The sequence below is a fragment of the Enterobacter cloacae complex sp. 342H5 genome (assembly GCF_050030905.1).
Classification (GTDB): domain Bacteria; phylum Pseudomonadota; class Gammaproteobacteria; order Enterobacterales; family Enterobacteriaceae; genus Enterobacter; species Enterobacter intestinihominis.
Map to the genome: position 1 here is coordinate 4,272,438 of NZ_JBLGVB010000001.1, position 25,977 is coordinate 4,298,414.

Here is a 25,977-nt window from a genome sequence, read left to right on the forward strand (position 1 = left end):
GGGTGCTGACCGATCCCCGCTTTACGGCTGAAGTTGAAATCACCGTGCCGTTCCACGACGTCGATATGATGGGCGTGGTGTGGCACGGCAACTATTTCCGCTATTTTGAGATTGCCCGCGAAGCGCTGCTCAACCAGTTTGATTACGGCTATCGCCAGATGAAAGCGTCCGGCTACGTCTGGCCGGTGGTGGATACGCGGGTGAAATACCGCGACGCGGTGACCTTCGAGCAGCGCATTCGCGTCCGCGCCCGCATTGAAGAGGTTGAAAACCGTCTGCGCATCGCCTATCAAATCTTCGACGCGCAAACCGGGAAACGCACCACCACCGGCTACACCATTCAGGTGGCCGTGGAGGAAGCAAGCCGGGAGATGTGCTTTGTCAGCCCGGCCATTCTGTTCGAACGCATGGGGATCGCGCCATGAAGTGGATAACGCTACTCGCGCTGCTGGTAAGCCCGCTGGTGAACGCGGTCACGCTGGATGAACTGCAACAGCGGTTTGCGGAGCAACCGGTGGTGCGCGCACACTTCGAACAGACCCGCACGATAAAGGACATGCCTCAGCCCCTGCGCTCGCAGGGGGAGATGCTGATCGCCCGTGACAATGGCCTGCTGTGGGATCAAAAAGCGCCGTTCCCGATGACGCTGCTGCTGGATGACAAACGGATGGTGCAAATCGTCAACGGTCAGCCGCCGCAGACCATTACCGCCGACACTAACCCGCAGATGTTCCAGTTCAACCATCTGCTGCGGGCGCTGTTCCAGGCCGACCGCAAGGTGCTGGAAGAGAACTTCCGCATCGATTTCAAAGACCTGGGCGAAGGCCGCTGGTCGCTGGTGCTGACGCCCGTTACCACGCCGCTGGACAAGATTTTCGCCACCCTTGATTTGCAGGGTGCGATCTATCTGGAATCCATTCGCCTGAACGATAAGCAGGGCGACACGACGGATATCGCCCTCTCCCGCCACCAACTGACGCCCGCCCGCCTGACCGATGCAGAACGCCAGCGCTTTGCCGCACCGTAACGCCCTGCGCCCGGCGCTGCTGTGGGCCGCGGTATGCCTGATCCTGCTGGGCGTGCTGCTGTCGCTGCTGCCTGGCGCGCGGCTGAACAGCAGCGTGCTCGCCATGCTGCCGAAACAGACGCTCGGCGCGATCCCTCCCGCCCTCAACGACGGATTTATGCAGCGCCTCGACCGCCAGCTCATCTGGCTGGTCAGCCCTGGTAAACAGCCGGACCCGCGCGTGGCGCAGCAGTGGTTAACCCTGCTGCAACGCAGCCAGGCGCTCAGCGAGGTAAAAGGCCCGCTGGACGCCGCCGGGCAACAGGCCTGGGGAGATTTCTTCTGGCAGCACCGCAATGGCCTGGTCGATCCGGCCACCCGCGCCCGCCTGCAAAACGGCGGTGAAGCGCAGGCTCAGTGGATCCTGTCCCAGCTTTACTCCGCCTTTTCCGGCGTGAGCGGCAAGGAGCTGCAAAACGATCCGCTGATGCTGATGCGCGGCGCGCAGCTCGCGCTGGCGAAGAACAGCCAGAAGATGCAGCTGATGGACGGCTGGCTGGTGACAAAAGATGCGGCCGGGAACTACTGGTATCTGCTGCACGGCGAGCTGGCGGGCTCGTCGTTTGACATGCAGCAAACCCACCAGCTGGTGACCACCCTCAACGCGTTGCAGCAGACGCTGAAAAGCCAGTATCCACAGGCGCAGCTGCTGTCGCGCGGGACGGTGTTCTACAGCGATTACGCCAGCCAGCAGGCTAAAAAAGATATTTCCACGCTCGGCGTCGCCACGGTGCTCGGGGTGATCCTGCTGATTGTGTCGGTGTTTCGCTCCGTGCGTCCGCTGCTGCTGAGCCTGCTCTCCATTGCCATCGGCGCACTGGCGGGGACGGTCGTGACGCTCCTGCTGTTCGGTGAGCTGCACCTGATGACGCTGGTGATGAGCATGAGCATCATCGGCATCTCGGCGGACTATACGATTTACTACCTCACGGAGCGGATGGTGCACGGCGCGGAACACTCACCCTGGCAAAGCCTGGCAAAAGTGCGTAACGCGCTGCTGCTGGCGCTGCTGACTACCGTCGTGGCGTATCTCTTCATGATGCTGGCCCCCTTCCCCGGCATTCGTCAGATGGCGGTGTTCGCCGCCGCAGGGCTGAGCGCCTCGTGCCTGACGGTAATTTTCTGGCACCCGTGGTTGTGCCGTGGCATGCCGGTTCGCCCGATCCCCCTGAGAGGGATGATGCAGCGCTGGCTGAACGCCTGGCGCGACAGCAAAGCCCTCTCCGTCGGGCTGCCGGTAGCACTGGCGCTGCTCTCCGCCATCGGGATCGCCAGCCTGCGGGTGGATGACGATATCGCCCGGCTTCAGGCGCTGCCGCAGGACATTCTGGCGCAGGAAAAAACCATCACCGCCCTGACCGGGCAAAATGTCGATCAGAAGTGGTTCGTGGTGTATGGCGCGTCGGCTCAGGAAACGCTGGAGCGGCTGGAGGCGTTTGCCCCGGCGCTGGCGCTGGCGCAAAAAGCCGGAGAATTAACCCGCTGGCGCACCCTGCCGCTGAACTCGCTGGCGCGGCAGAACAGCGATCTGCAACTTCTGCGTAACGCCGCGCCGACGGTGACGAAAATGCTGCAAAGCACGGGGCTGAATGCCGTCGCCCCGAATCTGAACGCCATGCCTGTCAGCGTGGAGGCGTGGCTCGCCAGCCCGGCCAGCGAGGGCTGGCGTTTGCTGTGGCTGACGCTGCCGAACGGCAAAAGCGGTGTGCTGGTCCCGGTCGATGGCGTCAGAAACAGCGCTGCGCTCGGTGAGCTGGCCGCCCGCCATCCCGGAGTCGTCTGGGTTGACCGTAAGGCCAGCTTCGACAGCCTGTTTGCACTCTACCGCGCGCTGCTGACGGGGCTGCTGGGCGTGGCGCTGGCGGTGATAGCCTGCGGCGCGGTGGTGCGCCTCGGCTGGCGAAAAGGGCTGGTGGCGCTGGTGCCGTCCGTGCTGTCGCTGGGCGGCGGGCTGGCGGCGCTGGCCGTGACGGGCCATCCGGTGAACCTGTTTTCCCTGCTGGCGCTGGTGCTGGTCCTCGGCATTGGCATCAACTACACGCTGTTTTTCAGCAACCCGCGCGGCACGCCGCTGACCTCCATGCTGGCGATTACCCTCGCCATGATGACCACCCTACTGACGCTGGGGATGCTGGTGTTCAGCACCACTCAGGCCATCAGCAGCTTTGGCATTGTGCTGGTGAGCGGTATCTTCACCGCGTTCCTGCTCGCCCCGCTGGCGATGCCGACTAACAAAGAGAACTTACCATGACCCGTTTCATTCGCCTGGCGGCAGTGATGATGGCCCTGTTGCTGGCGGGGTGTAGCCATACGACGAACCGCGATGACGCGCGCCCTCAGGCCTGGCTCCAGCCCGGCACCCGCGTCACGCTGCCACCGCCGGGCATCACGCCTGCCATCCGCGCGCAGCAGTTGCTTACCGGCAGTTTTAAAGGCCAGACCCAGTCGCTGCTGGTGATGCTGAACGCCGATGGCGATAAAGTGACGCTTGCCGGCCTCTCCTCCGTCGGGATCCGCCTGTTCCTCGCCACCTACGACGACACCGGGATCCACACCGAGCAGTCGGTTGTGATGCCGCAGCTGCCGCCCGCCAGCCAGGTGCTGGCCGACGTGATGCTCAGCCACTGGCCGCTCAGCGCCTGGCAGCCGCAGTTGCCGAAAGGCTGGACGCTGAACGATACTGACACCAGACGCGAACTGCGCAACCCCGATGGCAAACTGGTCACGGAAATTGCCTACCTGAACCGTAACGGCAGGCGCGAACCGATTAGCATTGTGCAGCACGCTTTTCACTACCACATCACCATTCAATATCTGGGTGACTGAGATGATTTACCTTTCTGCCGTTGGCATGGTCAACGCGCTCGGCAACTCGGCTGATGAAATAGCGGCAAACCTGAACGCTGGCGTAGCCCCCGGGACGCGCCAGCGTGCGGGCTGGCTACAGGGCCTACCCGAGGCCGTGCTGGGCGGGGTGGAGGGTGATCTTCCCCCTGTCCCCGGGTCTTTTTCTGCGCATCGAAGTCGCAACAACCAGCTGCTGCTGGCGGCGCTGGCGCAAATCCGGCCCGCCGTCGATGCGGCCATTGCGCGCGTGGGGCGCGACCGCGTGGCGGTGGTGCTGGGCACCAGCACCTCCGGACTGGACGAGGGTGATGAGTACGTGCGCCGCGCGCAGAACGGCGAGCGCAGCCCGCAGTGGCAATATCCGCAGCAGGAGCTGGGCGATCCGTCGCGCTTTCTCGCCAGCTGGCTTGCGCTGGACGGCCCGGCGTATACCATCTCGACCGCCTGCTCCTCCAGCGCACGGGCGATCATCAGCGGCCGTCGCCTGATCGACGCCGGTCTGGTGGACGTCGCCATCGTCGGCGGGGCCGACAGCCTGAGCCGCATGCCGGTCAACGGCTTCAACAGCCTGGAATCCTTCTCCCCGACCCTGTGCGAACCGTTTGGCCGCAACCGTCGGGGGATCACCATTGGCGAAGCGGCAGCATTGATGGTACTGACCCGCGAGCCGGGCGAGATTGCGCTCCTGGGCGCGGGGGAATCCAGCGATGCGTACCATATTTCCGCCCCACATCCGCAGGGCGAAGGGGCGATCCGCGCCATCACCCAGGCGCTGAACGAGGCGGGCATGACGGCGGCGGACGTCGGTTATATCAACCTGCACGGCACCGCCACGCCGCTGAACGATCGCATTGAGGCGCAGGTGATCCACGATCTCTTTGGCGACCGCGTGCCGTGCAGCTCCACGAAGCATCTTACCGGCCACACGCTGGGCGCCGCCGGGATCACCGAGGCCGCCCTGAGCTGGTTGATCCTGACCCGAGACCTGCCGCTGCCGCCGCAGGATTTTTCCCGCTACGCGCCGGACGACACCCTGCCCGCCTTCGGCCTACTGCACCAGAGCGCACCGCTGAATAAACCAGTGATCCTGTCAAACTCTTTCGCGTTTGGCGGCAACAACGCCAGCCTTCTGCTGGGGAGAGTATGATGCGCTACTTACCACCCGGGGATTATCTTCCTCACGACACGCCGATGCTGCTGCTTGAGAGCGTGGAAAGCGTCACCGATGACCGCGCCATTTGCAACGTGACGGTGAACGAACGGGGCGTTCTGGCGCCGTTTCTGGACGCAGGCGGCAACCTGCCCGGCTGGTTTGCGCTGGAGCTGATGGCTCAGACCGTGGGCGTCTGGTCTGAATGGCACCGGATGCAAAAAGGGCTGCCGCACTGTGCGCTGGGTATGGTGCTGGGCGCGCGCGAGCTGGTGTGCGACGCAGGGCATTTTGCCGCAGGCAGCACGCTGATCATCACCATCGAACGTCTGATGCAGGATGAGCGCTTTGGCAGCTTCGAGTGCACCATTCATGCGGATAATATTTCCCTCGCCACGGGCCGCGTAAACACCTTCCAGCCGAGCGAGGAAGAATTAACCACACTTTTTAACCAGGGAACACCATCATGAGATCCGTACTGGTCACCGGCGCCAGCAAAGGCATTGGCCGCGCTATCGCCCTTCAGCTTGCGGCGGACGGTTTCACCGTCGGCGTGCATTACCATCGTGATGAAGCGGGCGCGCAGGAGACGCTGGAGGCGATTGTCCAGGCAGGCGGCGCGGGCCGTTTACTCACCTTTGACGTGGGCAACCGCGAGCAGTGCCGTACGGTGCTGGAACAGGCGATCGCTGACCACGGCGCGTGGTATGGCGTGGTCAGTAACGCCGGTATTACCCGCGACGGCGCATTTCCGGCGCTCAGCGACGATGACTGGGACAGCGTGATCCACACCAATCTCGACAGTTTTTATAACGTCATTCATCCCTGCATTATGCCGATGATCGGCACCCGCAAGGGCGGGCGGATCATCACCCTGTCGTCGGTGTCAGGCATTATGGGCAACCGTGGTCAGGTGAACTACAGCGCGGCGAAAGCCGGGATCATCGGCGCCACCAAAGCGCTCGCCACCGAGCTGGCAAAACGCAAAATCACCGTCAACTGCATCGCGCCGGGGCTGATTGATACCGGTATGATCGAGATGGATGAAGCCGCGCTGAACGCGGCGATGTCGATGATCCCGATGCAGCGTATGGGCCAGGCCGAGGAGGTCGCCGGGCTGGCGAGCTACCTGATGTCGGATAAAGCAGGCTATGTGACGCGACAGGTGATATCGATCAACGGAGGCATGCTATGACCCGCCGGGTAGTGATTACGGGCATGGGCGGCATCACCGCATTCGGCGAGGACTGGCCGACCATCTCGCGCCGTCTGCGCGAGTATGAAAATGCGGTACGTACCATGACGGAGTGGCAGGCGTATGACGGCCTGCAAACCCTGCTCGCCGCGCCGATTGAAGATTTCACTCTGCCCGCTCACTATACCCGTAAGCGCATTCGCGCCATGGGCCGCGTGTCGCTGCTCTCAACCCGCGCTACCGAGCTGGCGCTGGAGCAGGCGGGCCTGATCGACGACGCGGTGCTGACCAACGGTCAGACCGGCATCGCCTACGGCTCGTCGACGGGCAGCACCGGACCGGTCAGCGAGTTTGCCTCCATGCTCACCGAAAAGCACACCCACAACATCACCGGCACCACCTACGTGCAGATGATGCCGCACACCACGGCGGTGAATACCGGACTGTTCTTTGGCCTGCGCGGACGGGTGATCCCCACCTCAAGCGCCTGTACCTCTGGCAGCCAGGCGATTGGCTACGCCTGGGAAGCGATTCGTCACGGCTACCAGACCGTGATGGTGGCAGGCGGCGCGGAAGAGCTGTGCCCGTCGGAAGCGGCGGTTTTCGATACCCTGTTTGCCACCAGCCAGCGTAACGACGCGCCTAAAACCACGCCGTCGCCGTTTGACGTTCAGCGCGATGGCCTGGTGATTGGCGAAGGGGCGGGCACGCTGGTGCTGGAAGCGCTGGATCACGCCAGAGCACGCGGGGCGACAATCTATGGTGAGATCGTGGGCTTTGCCACCAACTGCGATGCGGCGCACATCACCCAGCCCCAGCGTGAAACCATGCAGGTGTGTATGGAGCAGTCGCTGGCGATGGCGGGCCTTAGCCCTCAGGACATTGGCTACATTTCTGCCCACGGCACGGCAACCGATCGCGGGGATATCGCCGAGAGTCAGGCGACCGCCGCTATTTTCGGCGACAGCGTGCCCATCTCATCCTTAAAGAGCTATTTCGGCCATACCCTGGGTGCCTGCGGCGCGCTGGAAGCCTTGCTGAGTCTGCATATGATGCGGGAGGGCTGGTTCACGCCGACGCTCAATTTAAGACAACCGGATGAGCAATGCGGCGCTTTAGATTATATTATGGGGAAAACCCGCCCGATTGATTGCGAATTTATTCAGAGCAATAACTTTGCCTTTGGCGGCATTAATACCTCGATAATCATTAAACGCTGGGCGTAACTATGTACCAGTTTGTACTGGGAAAGATCTCCACCCTTAGCGCGGACCCCCTGGCGTCAACGCTCGCAGATATGGCACCTCAGGGTGCGCGATACGCTTCCTGGCTTGCAGGCCGGACGCTGCTCGCCAGAACTTTATCCCCCTCACCGCTTCCCGAGATAATCTACGGCGAGCAGGGAAAACCGGCCTTCGCTAACGGCCATCCGCTGTGGTTTAACCTGAGCCACAGCGGGGACGACATTGCCATGCTGATAAGCGATGAAGGCGAGGTTGGCTGCGATATCGAAGTGATCCGCCCGCGGGAGAACTGGCAGGCGCTGGCGAATGCCGTTTTCAGCCTCACCGAGCATGACGAGCTGGAGCGTGAAGCGCCGGAAGAACAGCTTTCCGCATTCTGGCGCATCTGGACGCGCAAAGAGGCGATCGTCAAACAGCGTGGCGGCAGCGCGTGGCAGATTGTCAGCATTGACAGCACCGCCCAGTCGCTCCCGGTCAGCCAGCTTCGCTTCGGCTCGCTGAGCCTGGCGGTCTGTACTCCTACGCCTTTCACCTTAACGGCGGAATCGGTGACTTACTCCGGTATTTCTGCAGCATAAAAAACGGCCATTCCGGTTAAAACCGAAATGGCCGATGCGCATTTAACGCGTTGCTAAGCTTATTTTAAATTATCAGGAAAGTTTTTTGGCAACTCGCTGGCAGCACACGCAATAACGCTATCGTCATTCGCACCGCAGTCGCGTACAAAAGTAATCGTCGCAAATTCATCAATCACTTCGGTTGGATACGCTGGCCCGGCATCACGGTAGCTGTTCATCAGCGGAATGTGATCGTTCTGGAAGCAGACGGTTTTTTCCGGATTATTCATGACCCAGCGTGGGAAGAAGATGGTGCCGTGGAACAGGCGGTCGCCCAGGTTCACAATCAGGCTCACGTCGGTACCGGTTGGCTCCGTCCAGGAAATTTTATAGATGCTTTCCCCAACACGGACAATGTAGGCCTGCTGATCTTTCACCCAACGATTGCCCACCAGGCCGCTGTGAATACGGTAGTCGAGCGTGTTCTCGTTTTTAACGTAAATTTCGTAGTTCCAGCCATTGTCGTAGGTATATACCAGATGTTTGCCGACGAAGCCGCTTAAATCATGTTTATCGAAGGTGCTCATAAGATGTCTCCTTTGTTTTGATGAGACGATCGTACTCCTTCAAAAAATGAATGAATAACGCTATGTTTGAATCAAATTCATCCAAAATTTAGATTAATCATGCACAAGACGACGCTCGAACAGTGGGCCTTGCTGGAAAGAGTCATCGAGGCTGGCAGCTTCGCTAAGGCGGCGGAAGAGACCCATCGCAGCCAGTCCTCGGTCAGCTATAACCTGTCGCTTTTGCAGGAGCGGCTGGGTGTAGCGCTCCTGATGACAGAGGGACGCCGTGCCGTGCTGACCCCGGCGGGTGAACTGTTGCTGAATCAGGTTAAACCGCTGCTGAAAGCCTTCGCCTACGTTGAAACGCGCGCTGCAACCCTGCGCAGCGGGATGCGAACCCGTATCGACCTGATGGTAGACAGTATTTTTCCGCGCAGTCGGCTGTTCGCGATTTTGCGCCAGTTTCAGCAGCTGTACCCGCAAACGCAGGTGCGGCTTACCGAGGTGCTGGAAAACAGCCGCGCAGATGCGCTCAATGATGAGGCCGACGTGATGGTCTTAACCCGCCGCCAGGACATTACCGGCCTGGGCGAATGGCTGATGAATATCGATTTTGTTGCCGTCGCGCATCACGCGCACCCGCTGTTTGCGCTGGATACACCGCTTAACGACGAGATGCTTCGACCGTGGCCGCGCATTCAGATCGCAGACAGCCAGCCCACCGTTCGCCCCACCGGGGAGTCGTGGACATTCTCCACCATCGATGCCGCGATCGAAGCAGTGATGTATCAGGTTGGATATGGCTGGTTACCGGAAGAACGCATTCAGACCCCGCTCCAGCAGGGCATCCTCAAAATCCTGCCCCTCAGCCACGGCGTTCGACGCGCCACGCCGCTGCACCTCATCGTTAAACGCTCCCTCAGCCCGCTGGACGAGCAGGTTGAGACGCTGTTGCGCCTTTTTAAACAGGAGCCGTCATCGTCAACTGCTACGCTTTAAGTTTTGAACCATAAAACGACAAGGAGTGAACGATGAAAATCGATTTAACGGGGAAAGTAGCGCTGGTGACCGCGTCCACCGGCGGTATTGGGTTTGCCATCGCCCGCGGACTGGCGGAGAGCGGTGCGGAAGTGATCGTCAACGGGCGCAGCGTCGACTCGGTGAACAAAGGCATTCAGGCGCTCCAGCAGGTGGTGCCAGGCGTACAGGTCCGTGCCGCCATCGCCGACCTGAGCTCGCAGGAGGGCGTTGACGAACTACTCAGGGTCGCCACGCACGTCGATATTCTGGTGAATAACGCCGGGATCTATGGCCAGCAGGATTTTTATTCCACCGACGACGAGACCTGGGAACGCTACTGGCAAACCAACGTGATGTCCGGCGTGCGCCTCTCCCGTGCCCTGCTGCCCGGTATGGTACAAAAAGGCTGGGGTCGGGTAGTGTTTATCTCGTCAGAATCGGCCTGCAATATTCCTGCGGATATGATCCACTATGGCGTGACAAAAACCGCCCAGCTCTCGCTGGCGCGCGGTCTGGCGAAGTTCGTGGCAGGCAGCGGCGTCACGGTGAACAGCGTGCTGCCGGGCCCGACAATGTCGGACGGTTTTGCCGCAATGATGAAAGACGAGATGGAGAGAACCGGCAAATCGCTGGAGCAGCTGGCGAAAGCGTTCGTGATGGAGAATCGCCCCAGCTCGGTTATTCAGCGCGCCGCAACGGTAGAAGAAGTGGCGAATATGGTGGTGTATGTCTGTTCCATGCAGGCCTCCGCGACTTCCGGCGCGGCGCTGCGCGTTGACGGTGGCGTGGTGGATGACATAGTTTGACCCGTCAGGCCACAGGTTCGAGAAAAAATGAGATCGGATAGAAGGACTGTGAAGGTAAAGCAGGTAAACTAGTGAACAGAATGTGTATTTCAGCTAAGACGTATTTATGACCAATATGATTGCCGACGAAGCCGTGGCGAAGTCCAGCGTGCTCTCTGTCTTTGACTTTGATGGTACGTTGACGCACCACGACAGTTTTATTCCGTTCCTGCGCTTTGCCTTTGGCAAGCGCTACTTTGCGGGTCGCCTGGTGCGCATGGCCCTGCCTACGCTGCACTGCGTGCGTCGCAAGCTGACGCGTGATGAGCTGAAAGAGGTGTTGATCAAAACCTTCCTGACGGGGGTGGATGAGCACTGGTTACGTCAGCAGGCAGAGGCCTTCTGTGAAAAATACTGGAACAAGCTGATGCGCCCGGAAGGGGTCATGGCTGTCGCCAACGAAGTTAATTCCGGTGCGGAAGTGACGATTTGCTCCGCCTCCCCGGCGCTGGTATTGCAGCCGTGGGCCGATAAGCTCGGCATTAAGCTGATTGGCACGCAACTGGAAGTGAAAGACGGCAAGCTGACCGGGCGGATCACCGGTAACAACTGCCGCTGCGCGCAGAAAGTGGCGAGGCTGGAAAAGGTGTATGGCGATCTGAACGCATATCACCTGCGCGCCTGGGGCGACACGCGTGGCGACCACGAGCTGCTGGCGGCGGCGCAGGATCCGCACTGGCGCCATTTCCATCATCCGCGCAAGCGCCGAAACTCACCAATTAAGGGTTAGGTGCGGCCCGGTGCCCTCACCCCGGCCCTCTCCCACAGGGAGAGGGAGAAAAGCGGTACATCAGGCCTCACGTTTCCCCGGGAACATCACGCTCGCAATAATCCCCAGCGCCAGCACCCCCAGCACCACAAACAGGCTTGCCGTGGCACCGATGTTATAACCGTGATGCCAGAAGTGATCGGTCGCATTCAGCCCCAGCTTGAACGCCACGAAGAACAGCAGTAACACTACCGCTTTCTCAAGATGCACCAGATACTGCTTCAGCGCTTCCAGCACGAAGTAGAGGGTACGCAGGCCGAGGATTGCGAACATCATGGCGCTGTAGATAATCAGCGGCTCGCGGCTGACGGCAATGATCGCGGGAACGGAGTCGAAGGCGAACATCACGTCGGACAGCTCTACCACCGCCACGCAGAGCAGCAGCGGCGTCGCGTAGCGCTTCGCCTTCTTCACGCGACCTACCATCACATCCTTGTTTTCAGGCTTCTCCAGCTCGGCGTCCACCTCTTTTTGGGTCAGGATAAACGCGTGGCTGCTGATTTTTGGCCAGACCGGATAGAAGCGTTTTACCAGGCGGTACGCCAGATGGTTGGAGTAATCCTCGACTTCATCACTCTCTTCATTGCGTTTCAGCATCATCACCGCCGTCCAGCCGACGACCAGCGCAAAAATCACCTCAACGTATGGCCCCAGGCTTAGCAGGCTGGTGCCGATGGCAACAAAAATACCGCGGAACACAATCGCCCCCAGCACGCCCCAGTAGAGCACGCGGTGACGATACTTATCCGGCACGCCGAACCAGGCGAAGATCGCCATCATCACAAACAGGTTGTCGACGGAGAGCACCTCTTCCAGTGCATAGCCGGTGAGGAACAGACTGGCCATCTCCGCGCCGTGGTGCACGTATAAGAAGCCAGCAAACGCCATCGCCATCATGACCCAGAAGATGGACCACATGGCCGCGCTTTTCAGCGAGATCGGTTTATCGTGACGGTGCATGAAGAGGTCGATAAACATCGCCCCAACGGCCATCACCACAAAGACAACAACGGTTTCCGTCGGGAAACCGAGATGAGCAGCAGACATAGACAACCCTTTTAAGAAGACAAAACACCATGCAGACAATAAAAAGCGTGGCCCCGTTAAGGACACAGCACGCTAAAATAATAAATATTAACCGTTCTTTTCAGCCAGCGCCTGCGCGCATGCCCAGGCACTGGCCCACGCCCACTGGAAGTTATACCCGCCGAGCCAGCCGGTCACGTCCATCACTTCACCAATGAAATAAAGACCCGGCACGTTGCGGGCTTCCATCGTGCGGGATGAGAGTTCGTGTGTATCCACGCCGCCCAGCGTCACTTCCGCCGTGCGGTAGCCTTCGGTGCCGTTTGGCTGCACGCGCCAGTTCGTCAGCGTCTCCACCAGCGTGTCCTGCTCGCGGCTGTTGAGCTGCTTAAGCGCAACATCCGGAATTTGCCCTAACACCTGCAAGCACTCCACGAGACGCTTCGGCAGCTGCATCGCCAGGGTATTTTTCAGGCTTTGATTCGGGTGCGCGGCGCGTTGCTCATTGAGGAAGGCGTCCAGATCGCAATCCGGCACCAGGTTTACGGAGACAAACTCCCCCGGCTGCCAGTAGCTGGAGATCTGCAATACCGCTGGCCCCGAGAGACCGCGATGGGTAAAGAGCAGGTTTTCGCGGAACACCGTGCCGTCTTCGGCCGTAATGACCGACGGCACAGACACGCCGGAGAGCGTCTGAAGCTGTTCCAGCAGCGGCTTATGCAGGGTGAACGGCACCAGCCCGGCGCGCGTGGGTAATACTTTCAGGCCAAACTGCTCGGCGATTTTGTAGCCGAACGGTGAGGCACCCAGCCCCGGCATCGAGAGGCCGCCGCTGGCGATCACCAGGTTATCGGCACTGACGGTCTCACCGTTGAGTTGCAGCGTGTACCCTTGCTCGTTACGGGCGACGTCCAGCACTTCGGTGCGCAGGCGCATGACTACGCCGCCTTTCTCGCACTCGGCCACCAGCATATCCACGATTTGCTGGGCGGAGTCGTCGCAGAACAGCTGTCCCAGCGTCTTCTCATGCCACGCGATGCCGTGTTTACCCACCAGTTCGATGAAATCCCACTGCGTGTAGCGCGCCAGCGCAGATTTACAAAAATGACGGTTCTGGCTCAAATAGGCCGCAGGCTCGACATAAAGATTAGTGAAATTGCAGCGCCCGCCACCGGACATCAGGATCTTGCGGCCAGGCTTTTTTCCGTTATCCAGCAGCAGCACACGACGACCCGCTTGTCCGGCCATTGCCGCACAAAACATACCCGCCGCACCGGCGCCAATTACTACGGCATCAAACCTTTCCACGTCAAAATCCTCTTCGTTAACTGCCGCGGATTGTAAAGTTTCCTCAGTGGTCGCACCAGCGTAAAAAGATATTACAAAGCCATTTCATTGATATTTAAAGATTATCTATTCAGGCACATTTCTCAAATCAGGTGGTATGTCAAAAAAAGTCTATATTTCACTTTGCCCGTTGCGCATTTGTCCTGGATAATGCGCCGCGTTCATGTCCTCAAAATGGCGTAACGTCCTATGCTACATTTGTTTGCCAGCCTGGATTTACATACCGGGCTTTTATTATTGCTTGCTCTGGTTTTTGTGCTGTTTTACGAAGCGATCAATGGCTTCCACGACACTGCAAACGCAGTTGCAACGGTTATCTACACTCGCGCAATGCGATCGCAGCTTGCGGTCGTTATGGCGGCGGTATTTAACTTTTTTGGTGTCCTCCTGGGCGGACTGAGCGTTGCCTATGCCATTGTGCATATGCTGCCAACGGATCTGCTGCTTAACGTGAGTTCCGGTCATGGCCTGGCCATGGTGTTCTCAATGCTGCTTGCTGCGATTATCTGGAACCTCGGTACCTGGTATTTCGGCCTGCCGGCATCCAGCTCTCACACCCTTATCGGCGCGATTATCGGTATCGGTTTAACTAACGCCCTGATGACCGGTACATCGGTTGTTGATGCGCTGAACCTTCCTAAAGTACTGGGTATTTTCGGCTCTCTGATCATCTCCCCTATCGTCGGTCTGGTGGTAGCAGGTGGATTGATTTTCATCCTGCGTCGCTACTGGAGCAACACGAAGAAACGTGCACGTATCCACCTGACGCCAGCAGAGCGTGAGAAGAAAGACGGCAAGAAAAAGCCGCCGTTCTGGACGCGTATCGCGCTGATCATTTCCGCTATCGGCGTCGCCTTCTCTCATGGCGCGAACGATGGTCAGAAAGGTATCGGTCTGGTGATGCTGGTTCTGATTGGCGTCGCACCGGCAGGCTTCGTGGTTAACATGAACGCCTCTGGCTATGAGATCACCCGTACCCGTGATGCGGTAAACAACGTTGAGACTTACTTCCAGCAGCATCCTGATTTGCTGAAGAAAGCGACCGGCGTAGACCAGTTGATCCCTTCTCCTGACTCTGGCGCACTGACTGCACCGGGCGAGTTCCATTGCCACCCGGCAAACGCGATTAACGCGTTGGAACGTGCGAAAGGCATGCTGGCCGATATCGAAAGCTACGACAAACTGGCTGTAGAACAGCGTGGTCAGCTGCGTCGTATCATGCTCTGTATCTCCGACGTGACCGATAAAGTCGCGAAGCTGCCAGAGGTCAATGCTGACGATAAGCGTCTGCTGAAGAAACTGAAAGGCGATATGCTCAACACCATTGAGTACGCGCCAATCTGGATCATCATGGCGGTCGCGTTGGCGCTGGGTATCGGTACGATGATTGGCTGGCGTCGTGTGGCGACCACCATCGGTGAGAAGATCGGTAAGAAAGGCATGACCTATGCTCAGGGCATGTCCGCGCAGATGACGGCGGCAGTGTCTATCGGTCTGGCGAGCTACACCGGTATGCCAGTCTCCACCACCCACGTACTCTCTTCGTCCGTGGCAGGTACCATGATTGTTGACGGCGGCGGTTTGCAGCGTAAAACCGTGACCAACATTCTGATGGCCTGGGTGTTCACCCTCCCGGCGTCCATCCTGCTGTCTGGCGGTCTGTACTGGATTTCGCTGAAGCTAATTTAATCGGCTGAAGGCGACAAAAAAGCGGGTCAGGAAACTGACCCGCTTTTTTTATGCTCAGTGCCATATCATCAGCGCAATCATACTCACCACAACCAGACCACACAGGGCGCTGGTCAAAATGAACTGACGACGCAGGCGCTCGCAGCGACGGATAAACTCTTCATCGTGGTGATCGCGGTAGCGCTGGTAGTAGATATACCCCACCAGACGCATCTGCTTGCTGGGCTGTCCGTGCGAGGTGAAGAACCCTCCACCGTCCACATATTGATAAAGCAACGGATCGCAACCACGAAGTACCACTAACAGCGCACGTAACGATGAGAAGTAGCGCGCCATATTCACTATGCAAACCACGCATAACGCCCAAAACAATGCGACGGTGCTAATCATACATCCTCCCCGGCGTCCACCCACGAAGCAAGGCTCCTGAGCTACCGCACCCCAATGCCCTGACAGACAGTTCAGTGAAAGAATGACTAAAAGTCGATCCGGTTCGCGTTTTAATATCCGAACGGCTCATTAAATAGTGTAGGAGATCCGTTAATTTTTTTGCCACAAGGTTAATCGTTATCAACACCAAAGCTTGAAAAATATGTTTAACTGGGCCGTAATGAAAGCATCAGACGACGGCTTTCCCATTTAGTCATCGATAACTTAAGGAAGGAGTAACACTATGGCTTACAAACACATTCTTATCGCGGTAGACCTCTCCCCGGAGAGTAAAGTGCTGGTTGATAAAGCAGTATCCATGGCACGTCCCTACAACGCGAAAGTTTCGCTGATTCACGTTGATGTGAATTACTCCGACCTCTACACCGGTCTGATCGACGTGAATCTCGGCGATATGCAGAAACGCATCTCCGAAGAGACTCACCACGCGCTGAGCGAGCTTTCTACCAACGCGGGCTATCCAATTACTGAAACCTTAAGCGGTAGCGGCGATCTGGGCCAGGTGCTGGTTGATGCGATTAAGAAATACGATATGGACCTGGTGGTATGTGGTCACCATCAGGACTTCTGGAGCAAACTGATGTCTTCCGCACGTCAGCTGATTAATACCGTACACGTGGATATGCTGATTGTTCCACTGCGTGACGAAGAAGACGAGTAAGTGCAAAAAAGCCCGGTGGCGCTAACGCATACCGGGCCTACAAGCGGCACTGAATGTAGGCCGGGTAAGGCGAAGCCGCCACCCGGCTTTTTTTATTCCGGCGTACCTGAATAGATATCAAAGCGATGCCCTTTGGTGGTCACCGCGTTAGTGGTCGCAACGTCCGCCAGCGGCGGCGCATAGTCAGGACGTTTCACCACCACCCGCTTCGTCGCCAGTTGACGAGCCGGCCCCAGCAGGCCATCGGCATCTAAATCTGGCCCCACCAGCGACTGAAACACCCGCATCTCTTTCTTCACCAGCGCGCTTTTCTGCTTATGCGGGAACATCGGGTCGAGATAGACCACCTGCGGGCGCGGGGTGATATCGGTCAGCGCCGTCAGGCTGGAGGCATGAATAAGTTGCAAACGTTCCTGTAACCACGAGCCGATTTCCGGGTCCGCATAGCCTCGCGTCAGCCCGTCGTCGAGCAGCGCGGCGACAACCGGATTACGCTCCAGCATCCGCACACGGCAGCCCACCGAGGCCAGCACAAACGCATCGCGCCCCAGCCCCGCCGTGGCGTCCACCACGTCCGGAAGATAGCTCCCTTTAATGCCAACCGCCTTGGCCACCGCTTCGCCGCGACCGCCGCCGAACTTACGCCGATGCGCCATCGCGCCGCCGACAAAATCGACAAAAATCCCGCCAAGCTTTGGCTCATCGCGCTTGCGCAGCTCCAGATGTTCCGGCGTCATCACCAGCGCCATCAGGTTCTCTTCATCATGTTCCAGCTCCCAGCGGGCCGCCAGAACAGATAAGGCGCCGTCACCGGCGCCTGTTTCATCTACTAAGCAGATCTTCACGTAGCAATCAGCCTTTGATTCCGTAATGCTCCAGCATCGCATCCAGCTGCGGCTCGCGGCCACGGAAGCGTTTGAACAGCTCCATAGGCTCTTCTGAACCGCCGCGGGTCAGGATGTTGTCGAGGAACGACTGACCGGTTTCGCGGTTGAAAATCCCCTCTTCTTCGAAGCGCGAGAAGGCATCCGCCGCCAGCACGTCGGCCCACAGGTAGCTGTAGTAGCCTGCGGCGTACCCGCCTGCGAAGATATGGCTGAACGCGTGCGGGAAGCGTCCCCAGATCGGGCCTGGAATGACGGCAACCTGCTTTTTAATCTCAGCCAGGGTTTCGAGGATTTTCGCCCCCTGCTCCGGGCTGAACTCGGCGTGCAGGCGGAAGTCGAACAGGCCGAACTCCAGCTGACGCAGGATAAACATCGCCGCCTGGTAGTTTTTCGCCGCCAGCATTTTATCCAACAGTTCTTTCGGCAGCGGTTCGCCCGTTTCGTAATGACCAGAGATAAACGCCAGCGCGTCCGGCTCCCAGCACCAGTTCTCCATAAACTGGCTTGGCAGCTCGACCGCATCCCATGGCACACCGCTGATACCGGCGACACCAGCGGTTTCGATGCGGGTCAGCATGTGGTGCAGGCCGTGACCGAACTCGTGGAACAGGGTGATCACTTCATCGTGGGTAAACAGAGCAGGTTTGCCGCTCACCGGACGGTTGAAGTTACAGGTCAGGTAGGCAACAGGTTTTTGCAGGGAACCATCCGCTTTACGCATCTGGCCCACGCAGTCGTCCATCCACGCCCCGCCGCGCTTGTTCTCACGCGCGTAGAGATCGAGATAGAAGCTGCCGCGCAGCTCGTTGTTCTCGTCATACAGCTCGAAGAAGCGCACGTCCGGATGCCAGACCTCGATGTCGGTACGCTCTTTCGCGGTAATGCCGTAGATGCGCTTCACTACCTCGAACAGACCGTTGACGGCTTTGTTTTCCGGGAAGTACGGACGCAGTTGTTCGTCGCTGATGCTGTAGAGGTGCTGTTTCTGTTTTTCGCTGTAGTATGCGATATCCCACGGCTGAAGCTCGTCCACGCCGAACTCCGCTTTCGCAAAGGCGCGCAGCTGAGCTAACTCTTTTTCACCCTGAGGACGGGCGCGTTTCGCCAGATCGGTCAGGAAGTCGAGCACCTGCTGTGGGTTCTCGGCCATTTTGGTGGCGAGGGATTTATCCGCGTAGCTGTCGAAGCCCAGCAGCTGTGCCAGCTCGTGGCGCAGGGCGAGGATCTCCGCCATCACCGGGCTGTTATCCCACTTACCGGCATTCGGCCCCTGATCGGAGGCGCGGGTGCTGTAGGCGCGGTACATCTCTTCGCGCAGGGCCTGGTTGTCGCAGTAGGTCATCACCGGCAGATAGCTTGGGATATCCAGCGTTAACAGGAAGCCTTCCTGCTCTTTCGCTTCGGCCTGGGCTTTTGCCGCCGCCAGCGCACTTTCCGGCATACCGGCCAGTTCGGATTCATCGGTAATCAGCTTCGTCCAGCCCATGGTGGCGTCGAGGACGTTGTTGCTGTACTGGTTGCCCAGCTCGGACAGGCGCGCAGCGATTTCGCCGTAGCGAACCTGTTTTTCTTTTGGCAGGCCAATCCCGGACAGTTCGAAATCACGCAGCGCGTTATCGACCGATTTTTTCTGCGCCGTGTTCAGTTCGGCATAATGGTCGCCGTCGCGCAGGTCGCGGTAGGCTTTGTAGAGCCCCTCGTGCTGGCCGACCCAGGTGCTGTACTCGGAGAGCAGCGGCAGGGTCTGTTCGTAGGCTTCACGCAGCTCCGGGCTGTTTTTCACCGAGTTCAGGTGGCTCACCGGGGAGAAAATGCGCCCCAGCACGTCGTCCACTTCGGCCAGCGGCTGACACAGATTTTCCCAGGTGTACGGCGCGCCCTGCGCGACCACGTTCTCTACCGCCGCGCGGCAGTTTTCCAGCGACTGGGTAACGGCTGGAACCACATGCTCAGGGAGGATTTTAGAAAACGGTGGCAACGAAAAAGGCGTCAGTAATGGATTGGTCATAAACGCTGTCCTGTTGAAATAGATGAATGAAGCGCGCATCCGGCGCTGTGCATATTGTTTTCTGTAATGGGGTTAAGTGTAGAGGATTTCAATGCCGGAGGTTGTCGAAAAACGCCCTGTGGCGCTGCGCTTACCGGGCCTACGGGTAATCTGTGCCGTTCTGCTGTAAACTGTGGCAAATCGTCAATTCAGCGGAAAATCATTACCCATGCTCAGTTATCGCCACAGCTTCCACGCTGGCAACCACGCCGACGTCCTTAAACACACCGTTCAGAGCCTGATCATTGAAGCGCTTAAAGAGAAAGACAAGCCGTTTCTCTACCTGGACACCCACGCGGGGGCGGGCCGTTATCAGCTGAGCGGCGAACATGCCGAGCGTACCGGTGAATATCTGGAAGGCATCGCCCGTATCTGGCAGCAGGACGATCTGCCTGCCGAACTGGAGCCGTACATCGGCGTGGTGAATCATTTCAACCGCAACGGCCAGCTGCGCTATTACCCTGGCTCTCCGCTGATTGCCCGCCAGCTGCTGCGCGAGCAGGACAGCCTCCAGTTGACCGAGCTGCACCCAAGCGACTTCCCGCTGCTGCGCGCTGAGTTTCAGAAAGATAACCGCGCCCGCGTGGACAAAGCCGATGGCTACCAGCAGCTAAAAGCCAAACTACCGCCGGTTTCGCGTCGCGGCCTGGTGCTGATCGACCCGCCGTACGAAATCAAAACCGACTATCAAGCGGTGGTGGCCGGTATCAACGAAGGTTACAAACGCTTTGCGACCGGAACCTATGCCCTGTGGTATCCGGTAGTGCTACGCGCGCAAATTAAGCGCATGATCAAGGATCTGGAGGCGACCGGCATCCGCAAAATCCTGCAGATTGAGCTGGCGGTGCGGCCCGACAGCGACCAGCGCGGCATGACCGCGTCCGGCATGATTGTGATTAACCCGCCGTGGAAGCTCGAAGCGCAGATGAACAACGTGCTGCCGTGGCTGCACAAAACGCTGGTGCCAGCCGGTACGGGCCACGCCACCGTAAGCTGGATCGTGCCGGAGTAATCGCAGCCATCGGTGGAACCTATTGATTTCAGGTATACAATCGCGGCAATTCACGATTAAGGACAAAAGCTATGACTAAGCATTATGACTACATCGCAATCGGCGGCGGCAGCGGCGGCATCGCCTCCATCAACCGTGCGGCCATGTACGGCCAGAAGTGTGCGCTGATTGAAGCCAAAGAACTCGGCGGCACCTGCGTAAACGTGGGTTGTGTACCGAAGAAAGTGATGTGGCATGCCGCGCAAATCCGTGAAGCTATCCATATGTATGGCCCGGACTACGGCTTTGACACCACCATTAACCACTTCGACTGGGATAAGCTGATCGCCAGCCGTACCGCCTATATCGACCGTATTCACACCTCGTACGATAACGTGCTGGGCAAGAATAACGTCGACGTGATCCGCGGCTTCGCCCGTTTCGTGGATGCGAAGACGATCGAAGTGAACGGCGAGACGATCACTGCCGATCACATCCTGATCGCCACCGGTGGCCGTCCGAGCCATCCGAACATTCCGGGCGCGGAATACGGCATCGACTCCGACGGGTTCTTCGAGCTGCCTGCTCTGCCAGAGCGCGTTGCTATTGTAGGCGCGGGTTACATCGCGGTTGAGCTGGCCGGCGTGATTAACGGCCTTGGGGCAGAAGCGCACCTGTTTGTGCGTAAACACGCGCCGCTGCGTAGCTTTGATCCGCTAATCGTCGACACGCTGGTCGAGGTGATGAACGCCGAAGGCCCAACCCTGCACACCAACGCCGTGCCAAAAGCGGTGGTTAAAAATGCGGACGGTAGCTTGACTCTGGAGCTGGAAGATGGCCGCAGCCAGACCGTTGATTGCCTGATCTGGGCGATTGGTCGTGAACCGGCCACCGACAACTTCAACCTGGCCGCAACCGGGGTGAAAACCAATGAAAAAGGCTACATCGTCGTTGATAAGTTCCAGAACACCAGCGTACCGGGTATTTATGCCGTTGGTGATAACACAGGTGCCGTAGAACTGACGCCGGTTGCCGTGGCCGCGGGGCGTCGTCTTTCCGAGCGTCTGTTTAACAACAAGCCGGACGAACATCTGGATTACAGCAACATCCCGACCGTGGTCTTCAGCCACCCGCCAATCGGCACCGTCGGCTTAACCGAGCCGCAGGCGCGTGAGCAGTACGGCGACGATCAGGTGAAAGTGTATAAATCGGCGTTTACCGCGATGTATACCGCGGTCACCTCGCACCGTCAGCCGTGCCGCATGAAGCTGGTCTGTGTGGGCCCGGACGAGAAGATCGTCGGCATCCACGGCATAGGCTTTGGCATGGACGAGATCCTGCAGGGCTTTGCGGTGGCGCTGAAGATGGGCGCAACGAAAAAAGACTTCGATAACACCGTGGCGATCCACCCCACTGCGGCAGAAGAGTTTGTAACAATGCGTTGATATTGATGCCCCTCTTCAAAGGGGCATTTTTTTAACATTCATAAATCGTTGCAAAACGAATGCTCCGAAAATCGTGATCTACCGCACATATCCCTCCACATCCACCGAAGCGAATGTCTACGCTTATAAGACGCCCGGAAAAACCTGTCTTTTAGAACACACAACCGGAGGTCCTTATCACCATGTTCAACCAGAAACTACAGGCTACCGAGAACATCGAGTTCGAGATTGCAGAAGAGCTGCGCTACGAGACCGATCCCTGCGAGTTGAAACTGGATGAAATGATTGAGGCGGAGCCGGAACCCGAAATGATCGAGGGGCTACCTGCCTCCGATGCCCTGACGCCTGCCGATCGTTATCTTGAACTGTTCGAACATGTGCAGTCGACACGGCTGTTTGCGGACAGCAAAACTTTCCCAGACTGCGCGCCGAAAATGGACCCGCTGGATATCCTGATCCGCTACCGTAAAGTGCGTCGTCATCGGGATTTTGACCTGGCGCGCTTTGTGGAGAATCACTTCTGGCTGCCGGAGGACTACAGTAAAGAGTATGTCTCTGATCCCGGCTTCTCCCTGAAAGAACACATTGATAACCTGTGGCCGGTGCTGACGCGCGAGCCGCAGGATCACATCCCGTGGTCGTCGCTGCTGGCGCTGCCGCAGGCCTATATTGTGCCCGGCGGGCGATTCAGCGAGACCTACTACTGGGATTCTTATTTCTCCATGCTGGGGCTGGCAGAAAGCGGTCGTAACGATCTGCTGAAATGCATGGCCGATAACTTCGCCTGGCTGATTGAGCGCTACGGACATATCCCGAACGGCAACCGCACCTACTACCTCAGCCGCTCCCAGCCGCCGGTTTTTGCCCTGATGGTGGAACTGTTTGAAGAGGACGGCGTGCGCGGGGCGAAGCGCTATCTTGAGCATCTCAAGATGGAGTACGCCTTCTGGATGGACGGGGCGGAATCGCTGCTGCTCAACCAGGCCTATCGCAGTGCGGTGCGCATGCCGGATGGCTCATTGCTCAACCGCTACTGGGACGATCGTGATACGCCACGGGATGAATCCTGGATTGAGGACGTTGAAACCGCCCGTCATTCCGGTCGCCCGCCGAACGAGGTGTATCGCGACCTGCGCGCCGGGGCAGCCTCAGGATGGGATTACTCGTCCCGCTGGCTGCGCGATCCTGCGCGGCTGGCCAGCATCCGTACGACGCAATTTATCCCCATCGATTTGAACGCATTCCTGTTCAAACTGGAGAGCGCTATCGCCAATATCTCCGCGTCGAAAGGGGATAAAGAGACGGCTGATCTGTTCCGCCAGAAAGCCAGCGACCGGCGCGCGGCGGTGAACCGCTATCTGTGGGACGAAGAGAACGGCTGTTATCGTGATTACGACTGGCGGCGTGAAGCCCTGGCGCTGTTCTCTGCGGCCAGCATTGTGCCGCTGTATGTGGGCATGGCGACGCATGAGCAGGCTGAACGGCTGTCCGATGCCGTTAAAGCCCGTCTGCTCACGCCGGGCGGTATTCTCGCCACCGAATATGAAACAGGTGAGCAGTGGGATAAGCCGAACGGCTGGGCACCGCTACAATGGATGGCGATCCAGGGGTTCAAGCAGTACGGCAACGACTCGCTGGGGGATGAGATCGCCTGGAGCTGGCTGCACACGGTAAACCATTACTACAAAACCCATCATAAGCTGATTGAGAAGTACCACATCGCCAGCAGCACGCCACGCGAAGGTGGCGGGGGGGAGTATCCGTTGCAGGATGGCTTCGGCTGGACGAATGGGGTGGTGCGGCGGTTGATTGGGTTATATGGTGAACCTTGACGTTGCCCTAACCCTCTCCCCTGAGGGGAGAGGGAAAAGTTAACGAATCACCTCATAAATGGCAGTCTGGATGGACTGCCATTTTTTTGTACTGGCATCGGGCTGCGTCTTCGCGCGGCGCGTTGCCATATCGGCGTCGTGCTGCTGACGTTTCACTACCGCCGGGACGGTACAGAATGCTTTCAGGTACTGCTTACGCATAGACGTCAGCGATTCGCCGTTCGCCATCGCATGGCTAAGCGTATTAATAAAGCGTCGGCAGGGCTTTTGCTCTGTCATTTGCAGGCGGTAGCGCAACATCACTTCCAGCACGTCATCGTAGCCTGCCGACAATGCCTCCTCCGTCCATGACATTTTCCAGTCCATGCCACCCTGCAAGAACAGGAGCGCCACGCGGGTATCGTTGCGGCTAATCGCTGAACGGAAGTTGTTTTCATCCCAGGTTACACCCATGCGCGTCAGCGTTTCTCGCGAGGAAGGCGTTTCGCGCATCTCCTGCACCGGCGCGGGAGATGCCGTGCTGGCCACAGTCGGCTGCGGTTTACTGCTGGTTACCAGCCAGGCTCCTCCCACGACAATCGCGATAACCATCACGCCAACCGCTCCCCACAGCACGCCGGAAATCAGCTGTTCGCGCTGCTCTGGCGTACGCGCGGCGCGCTGAGTCGGTTTCTCTATGCTGTCACGCACTTCAAACAGATCGCCGCCTGTTGTGCGGTCTATTTTTTGCGCCTTTTCCCAGAATGCATGCAGCTCGCTTTCATCCACCGCCATCAGCGCCGCCGGGTTAACGCGTGTCCGCCCTTCCTCAAACGCGCGCTGAACGGAGCGGGTGATCTGCGTGTAATAGCTGTCGAGCAGCTGGATTTGCGCCCCGCTCAACGGCTGCTGCACGGTGATGCTGTTGCGGATTTGACGGATATCTTCGAGGAAGGTTTGCAGGGTTTTGCGGGGTTCTACCAGCAGCGTCAGCATGTCCGGGGCGTTAAACAGCGACGCGTAGTAGCGGCTAAATTCTTTCTTATCCACCAGCAGCTGGGCCAGCTCACTAAATAACATGCCGCTCAGAACATCATTAATTTCACCGTTTTTCAGCCAGCGACGCACACGTTCAGCATTAAACAAGGTCTTAAGATGATTATTCAGCCGCACCGGATCGGGCCATGCCTGCTGTATCAATCCTTTTATCATCAGCTCAATGGCACGCACCTGTTTCTGCGCCTGGAGCTGGCTCGCCTTGTCTGGCACCCTCCCGGTATCGTAGGTCAGAAGGGGCTGTTGCAGACGCAGATATTCAAGGGATGTGACGAAGCGCATCGCCGCAATCAGCTGGTTTTCGCTGACATCCTGCCCGCTTTCATACTGGGGAACGCGCTGCTGAAGCAAGCGTAATTGCAGCGTAAAGGCCGTCATTTCCTGAAGCATCATTCAGGTTCAGCTTTCTGGCTACGGCGACCCGCCCAGCCCCAGGCGGGCGCTATCCAGTTGTTCCAGAAACCAGCGTGGATCTTTTCCTTCAGAAACATGTACATTCAACAGAAGTAAGATTTCAACAGACGCCTGGCGGATCGCCGCCAGACAGTGTTCAAACTGTTCGCGGGTATGATGCGATGAGCTAATCATCATTGTTTTCCTTGAGAGACAATGAGTACCGCCAAAGCGGCATTAAAAGTCGTTTTTCTTTTTATTTATAGGAGGTTAAACATACCTGACTTTCTGTTGAAATAAAGTGATAACCCTATAATCATTTGCAATGTCTCCGGAGGATCGTCATGCCCGCCTTAACCACCGCGCGTCTCACCTGCTTGCCGCTGCAAGAGCAAGACTGGCCCTTTTTTCTGTCGCTACAGCAAAATCCTGACGTGATGCGTTTTGTCGCCCATGAGCGTAGCGAGGCTGACATTCGGGAGGCCTTTGTGTCTCGTCTGTTGCCGTGGGCACCGGGCAGCTCGCACTGGCTCTGCCTTGTGGTGCGTGAGACGGCCAGCCAGACGCCGCTGGGCGTAACCGGCTATGTGCACCGGGAAGCAGATTGTGCCGAAGTCGGTTTTCTCTTTGCGCCCTCTGCGCAGGGGAAAGGTTACGGCTTTGAATCTCTGCGGGCGGTGTGTGATTTCGCGCTGACCCAGGGCAATATCCGTCGGCTCACCGCGACCGTGACGGCGGGAAATATCGCCTCAAGGCGACTGCTGGAAAAAACAGGTTTTCAGCTGGAAGGTGAGTTGCGCGAGAGTTATTTCCTTTCAGGGCAATGGCATAACGACTGGCTATTCGGTTTACTGAAAAAGGAATATCCGTTCAGTAAAACCTGATCAACGGCCATTTGGCGGATATTCCCCG

The 25,977-nt window shown here is 58.3% G+C and carries 24 protein-coding genes and 1 pseudogene; 18 read left to right on the forward strand and 7 right to left on the reverse strand.

Going from position 1 to position 25,977, the window contains the following annotated elements; genetic code table 11:
• Window positions 1-2 precede the first annotated feature (2 nt).
• From ACQG03_RS20485 to acpT, 9 genes are read left to right on the forward strand one after another with little or no spacing between them, the layout of a single operon-like run.
• Window positions 3-425 (forward strand): acyl-CoA thioesterase, encoded by a 423-nt coding sequence (locus ACQG03_RS20485; protein WP_023298814.1) that lies wholly within the window; start codon window positions 3-5, stop codon window positions 423-425.
• Window positions 422-1,027: an outer membrane lipoprotein carrier protein LolA gene (locus ACQG03_RS20490; protein WP_063150766.1), complete on the forward strand. Its 606-nt coding sequence runs from the start codon at window positions 422-424 to the stop codon at window positions 1,025-1,027. Before ACQG03_RS20485 ends, ACQG03_RS20490 begins: the two co-directional genes overlap by 4 nt.
• Window positions 996-3,317 (forward strand): MMPL family transporter, encoded by a 2,322-nt coding sequence (locus tag ACQG03_RS20495; RefSeq protein WP_063163696.1) that lies wholly within the window; start codon window positions 996-998, stop codon window positions 3,315-3,317. The genes ACQG03_RS20490 and ACQG03_RS20495 overlap by 32 nt, the downstream gene beginning before the upstream one ends.
• Window positions 3,314-3,892 carry a DUF3261 domain-containing protein gene (locus ACQG03_RS20500; RefSeq protein ID WP_023307143.1) on the forward strand — a complete coding sequence of 193 codons (579 nt, stop codon included), beginning with the start codon at window positions 3,314-3,316 and terminating at the stop codon, window positions 3,890-3,892. Before ACQG03_RS20495 ends, ACQG03_RS20500 begins: the two co-directional genes overlap by 4 nt.
• A 1-nt stretch (window position 3,893) precedes the next feature.
• Window positions 3,894-5,060: a beta-ketoacyl-[acyl-carrier-protein] synthase family protein gene (locus ACQG03_RS20505; protein ID WP_063163697.1), complete on the forward strand. Its 1,167-nt coding sequence runs from the start codon at window positions 3,894-3,896 to the stop codon at window positions 5,058-5,060.
• The gene (locus ACQG03_RS20510) at window positions 5,060-5,533 is read left to right on the forward strand and encodes a dehydratase (protein WP_022649690.1); all 474 of its coding nucleotides are present in this window, start codon (window positions 5,060-5,062) and stop codon (window positions 5,531-5,533) included. Before ACQG03_RS20505 ends, ACQG03_RS20510 begins: the two co-directional genes overlap by 1 nt.
• Window positions 5,527-6,258, forward strand: a complete 732-nt coding sequence (locus tag ACQG03_RS20515; RefSeq protein ID WP_032626847.1) for a 3-ketoacyl-ACP reductase FabG2 — start codon at window positions 5,527-5,529, stop codon at window positions 6,256-6,258. Before ACQG03_RS20510 ends, ACQG03_RS20515 begins: the two co-directional genes overlap by 7 nt.
• The gene (locus ACQG03_RS20520; RefSeq protein ID WP_063163698.1) at window positions 6,255-7,484 is read left to right on the forward strand and encodes a beta-ketoacyl-ACP synthase; all 1,230 of its coding nucleotides are present in this window, start codon (window positions 6,255-6,257) and stop codon (window positions 7,482-7,484) included. The genes ACQG03_RS20515 and ACQG03_RS20520 overlap by 4 nt, the downstream gene beginning before the upstream one ends.
• A gap of 2 nt (window positions 7,485-7,486) precedes the next feature.
• Window positions 7,487-8,080 carry a 4'-phosphopantetheinyl transferase AcpT gene (gene acpT, locus ACQG03_RS20525; protein WP_022649693.1) on the forward strand — a complete coding sequence of 198 codons (594 nt, stop codon included), beginning with the start codon at window positions 7,487-7,489 and terminating at the stop codon, window positions 8,078-8,080.
• A gap of 59 nt (window positions 8,081-8,139) precedes the next feature.
• Here acpT and ACQG03_RS20530 read toward each other — a convergent pair whose 3' ends face one another.
• Entirely contained in the window at window positions 8,140-8,646 is a 507-nt protein-coding gene (locus tag ACQG03_RS20530) for a phenolic acid decarboxylase (protein ID WP_022649694.1), read from the reverse strand.
• Window positions 8,647-8,745: 99 nt separating this feature from the next.
• On the opposite strand from ACQG03_RS20530, the gene ACQG03_RS20535 reads away from it, so the two are divergent.
• The 3 genes from ACQG03_RS20535 (at window position 8,746) to ACQG03_RS20545 (ending at window position 11,223) form a co-directional block, all read left to right on the forward strand.
• Window positions 8,746-9,627: a LysR family transcriptional regulator gene (locus ACQG03_RS20535; protein ID WP_023298821.1), complete on the forward strand. Its 882-nt coding sequence runs from the start codon at window positions 8,746-8,748 to the stop codon at window positions 9,625-9,627.
• A gap of 32 nt (window positions 9,628-9,659) precedes the next feature.
• A complete protein-coding gene (locus ACQG03_RS20540) occupies window positions 9,660-10,454 on the forward strand; it encodes an SDR family NAD(P)-dependent oxidoreductase (protein ID WP_022649696.1) in 795 nt (264 codons plus the stop codon).
• Between the two features lie 106 nt (window positions 10,455-10,560).
• On the forward strand, window positions 10,561-11,223 hold the full coding sequence (locus tag ACQG03_RS20545; protein ID WP_022649697.1) for an HAD family hydrolase: 663 nt from the start codon (window positions 10,561-10,563) through the stop codon (window positions 11,221-11,223).
• Between the two features lie 60 nt (window positions 11,224-11,283).
• Here the strand turns inward: ACQG03_RS20545 and ACQG03_RS20550 are convergent, their stop codons facing one another.
• Window positions 11,284-12,309 (reverse strand): TerC/Alx family metal homeostasis membrane protein, encoded by a 1,026-nt coding sequence (locus ACQG03_RS20550; protein WP_023298822.1) that lies wholly within the window; start codon window positions 12,307-12,309, stop codon window positions 11,284-11,286.
• Window positions 12,310-12,396: 87 nt separating this feature from the next.
• Window positions 12,397-13,596: an NAD(P)/FAD-dependent oxidoreductase gene (locus tag ACQG03_RS20555; RefSeq protein WP_063163699.1), complete on the reverse strand. Its 1,200-nt coding sequence runs from the start codon at window positions 13,594-13,596 to the stop codon at window positions 12,397-12,399.
• Window positions 13,597-13,824: 228 nt separating this feature from the next.
• On the opposite strand from ACQG03_RS20555, the gene pitA reads away from it, so the two are divergent.
• The gene (gene pitA, locus ACQG03_RS20560; RefSeq protein WP_063163700.1) at window positions 13,825-15,324 is read left to right on the forward strand and encodes an inorganic phosphate transporter PitA; all 1,500 of its coding nucleotides are present in this window, start codon (window positions 13,825-13,827) and stop codon (window positions 15,322-15,324) included.
• A gap of 54 nt (window positions 15,325-15,378) precedes the next feature.
• Here pitA and uspB read toward each other — a convergent pair whose 3' ends face one another.
• Entirely contained in the window at window positions 15,379-15,714 is a 336-nt protein-coding gene (gene uspB, locus ACQG03_RS20565; RefSeq protein ID WP_003861224.1) for a universal stress protein UspB, read from the reverse strand.
• A gap of 283 nt (window positions 15,715-15,997) precedes the next feature.
• Between uspB and uspA the strand changes: the two genes are divergently transcribed.
• Window positions 15,998-16,435 (forward strand): universal stress protein UspA, encoded by a 438-nt coding sequence (gene uspA / locus ACQG03_RS20570; protein ID WP_003861223.1) that lies wholly within the window; start codon window positions 15,998-16,000, stop codon window positions 16,433-16,435.
• Window positions 16,436-16,527: 92 nt separating this feature from the next.
• Here uspA and rsmJ read toward each other — a convergent pair whose 3' ends face one another.
• Window positions 16,528-17,280 carry a 16S rRNA (guanine(1516)-N(2))-methyltransferase RsmJ gene (rsmJ, locus tag ACQG03_RS20575; RefSeq protein WP_169806225.1) on the reverse strand — a complete coding sequence of 251 codons (753 nt, stop codon included), beginning with the start codon at window positions 17,278-17,280 and terminating at the stop codon, window positions 16,528-16,530.
• A 7-nt stretch (window positions 17,281-17,287) separates the two neighbouring features.
• On the reverse strand, window positions 17,288-19,330 hold the full coding sequence (prlC, locus tag ACQG03_RS20580; RefSeq protein WP_063163701.1) for an oligopeptidase A: 2,043 nt from the start codon (window positions 19,328-19,330) through the stop codon (window positions 17,288-17,290).
• A gap of 208 nt (window positions 19,331-19,538) precedes the next feature.
• Here prlC and ACQG03_RS20585 point away from each other — a divergent pair, with 208 nt between their 5' ends.
• The 3 genes from ACQG03_RS20585 (at window position 19,539) to ACQG03_RS20595 (ending at window position 23,637) form a co-directional block, all read left to right on the forward strand.
• Window positions 19,539-20,381: a 23S rRNA (adenine(2030)-N(6))-methyltransferase RlmJ gene (locus tag ACQG03_RS20585; RefSeq protein WP_022649709.1), complete on the forward strand. Its 843-nt coding sequence runs from the start codon at window positions 19,539-19,541 to the stop codon at window positions 20,379-20,381.
• Window positions 20,382-20,452: 71 nt separating this feature from the next.
• Window positions 20,453-21,805, forward strand: coding sequence for a glutathione-disulfide reductase (gorA, locus tag ACQG03_RS20590; protein ID WP_022649710.1), 1,353 nt, complete (start codon window positions 20,453-20,455; stop codon window positions 21,803-21,805).
• Window positions 21,806-21,987: 182 nt separating this feature from the next.
• A complete protein-coding gene (locus ACQG03_RS20595; RefSeq protein ID WP_045308791.1) occupies window positions 21,988-23,637 on the forward strand; it encodes an alpha,alpha-trehalase in 1,650 nt (549 codons plus the stop codon).
• A gap of 39 nt (window positions 23,638-23,676) precedes the next feature.
• On the opposite strand, the pseudogene ACQG03_RS20600 reads toward ACQG03_RS20595, so the two are convergent.
• Window positions 23,677-25,263 (reverse strand): annotated as a pseudogene (locus tag ACQG03_RS20600) (STY4199 family HEPN domain-containing protein).
• A gap of 146 nt (window positions 25,264-25,409) precedes the next feature.
• Between ACQG03_RS20600 and ACQG03_RS20605 the strand changes: the two are divergent.
• A complete protein-coding gene (locus tag ACQG03_RS20605) occupies window positions 25,410-25,949 on the forward strand; it encodes a GNAT family N-acetyltransferase (protein WP_022649713.1) in 540 nt (179 codons plus the stop codon).
• Window positions 25,950-25,977: the final 28 nt, after the last annotated feature.

Excerpts from the sequence above, each read along its gene's own strand:
- ACQG03_RS20490 (WP_063150766.1), top strand. The coding sequence starts at position 422 with ATGAAGTGGATAACGCTACTCGCGCTGCTGGTAAGCCCGCTGGTGAAC.
- ACQG03_RS20535 (WP_023298821.1), top strand. The coding sequence starts at position 8,746 with ATGCACAAGACGACGCTCGAACAGTGGGCCTTGCTGGAAAGAGTCATC.
- uspB (WP_003861224.1), bottom strand. The coding sequence starts at position 15,714 with ATGATTAGCACCGTCGCATTGTTTTGGGCGTTATGCGTGGTTTGCATA.
- acpT (WP_022649693.1), top strand. The coding sequence starts at position 7,487 with ATGTACCAGTTTGTACTGGGAAAGATCTCCACCCTTAGCGCGGACCCC.
- ACQG03_RS20605 (WP_022649713.1), top strand. The coding sequence starts at position 25,410 with ATGCCCGCCTTAACCACCGCGCGTCTCACCTGCTTGCCGCTGCAAGAG.
- ACQG03_RS20540 (WP_022649696.1), top strand. The coding sequence starts at position 9,660 with ATGAAAATCGATTTAACGGGGAAAGTAGCGCTGGTGACCGCGTCCACC.
- ACQG03_RS20585 (WP_022649709.1), top strand. The coding sequence starts at position 19,539 with ATGCTCAGTTATCGCCACAGCTTCCACGCTGGCAACCACGCCGACGTC.
- ACQG03_RS20520 (WP_063163698.1), top strand. The coding sequence starts at position 6,255 with ATGACCCGCCGGGTAGTGATTACGGGCATGGGCGGCATCACCGCATTC.
- ACQG03_RS20595 (WP_045308791.1), top strand. The coding sequence starts at position 21,988 with ATGTTCAACCAGAAACTACAGGCTACCGAGAACATCGAGTTCGAGATT.
- prlC (WP_063163701.1), bottom strand. The coding sequence starts at position 19,330 with ATGACCAATCCATTACTGACGCCTTTTTCGTTGCCACCGTTTTCTAAA.
- ACQG03_RS20545 (WP_022649697.1), top strand. The coding sequence starts at position 10,561 with ATGACCAATATGATTGCCGACGAAGCCGTGGCGAAGTCCAGCGTGCTC.
- ACQG03_RS20495 (WP_063163696.1), top strand. The coding sequence starts at position 996 with ATGCAGAACGCCAGCGCTTTGCCGCACCGTAACGCCCTGCGCCCGGCG.
- uspA (WP_003861223.1), top strand. The coding sequence starts at position 15,998 with ATGGCTTACAAACACATTCTTATCGCGGTAGACCTCTCCCCGGAGAGT.
- ACQG03_RS20500 (WP_023307143.1), top strand. The coding sequence starts at position 3,314 with ATGACCCGTTTCATTCGCCTGGCGGCAGTGATGATGGCCCTGTTGCTG.
- gorA (WP_022649710.1), top strand. The coding sequence starts at position 20,453 with ATGACTAAGCATTATGACTACATCGCAATCGGCGGCGGCAGCGGCGGC.
- ACQG03_RS20505 (WP_063163697.1), top strand. The coding sequence starts at position 3,894 with ATGATTTACCTTTCTGCCGTTGGCATGGTCAACGCGCTCGGCAACTCG.
- ACQG03_RS20510 (WP_022649690.1), top strand. The coding sequence starts at position 5,060 with ATGCGCTACTTACCACCCGGGGATTATCTTCCTCACGACACGCCGATG.
- ACQG03_RS20550 (WP_023298822.1), bottom strand. The coding sequence starts at position 12,309 with ATGTCTGCTGCTCATCTCGGTTTCCCGACGGAAACCGTTGTTGTCTTT.
- pitA (WP_063163700.1), top strand. The coding sequence starts at position 13,825 with ATGCTACATTTGTTTGCCAGCCTGGATTTACATACCGGGCTTTTATTA.
- ACQG03_RS20530 (WP_022649694.1), bottom strand. The coding sequence starts at position 8,646 with ATGAGCACCTTCGATAAACATGATTTAAGCGGCTTCGTCGGCAAACAT.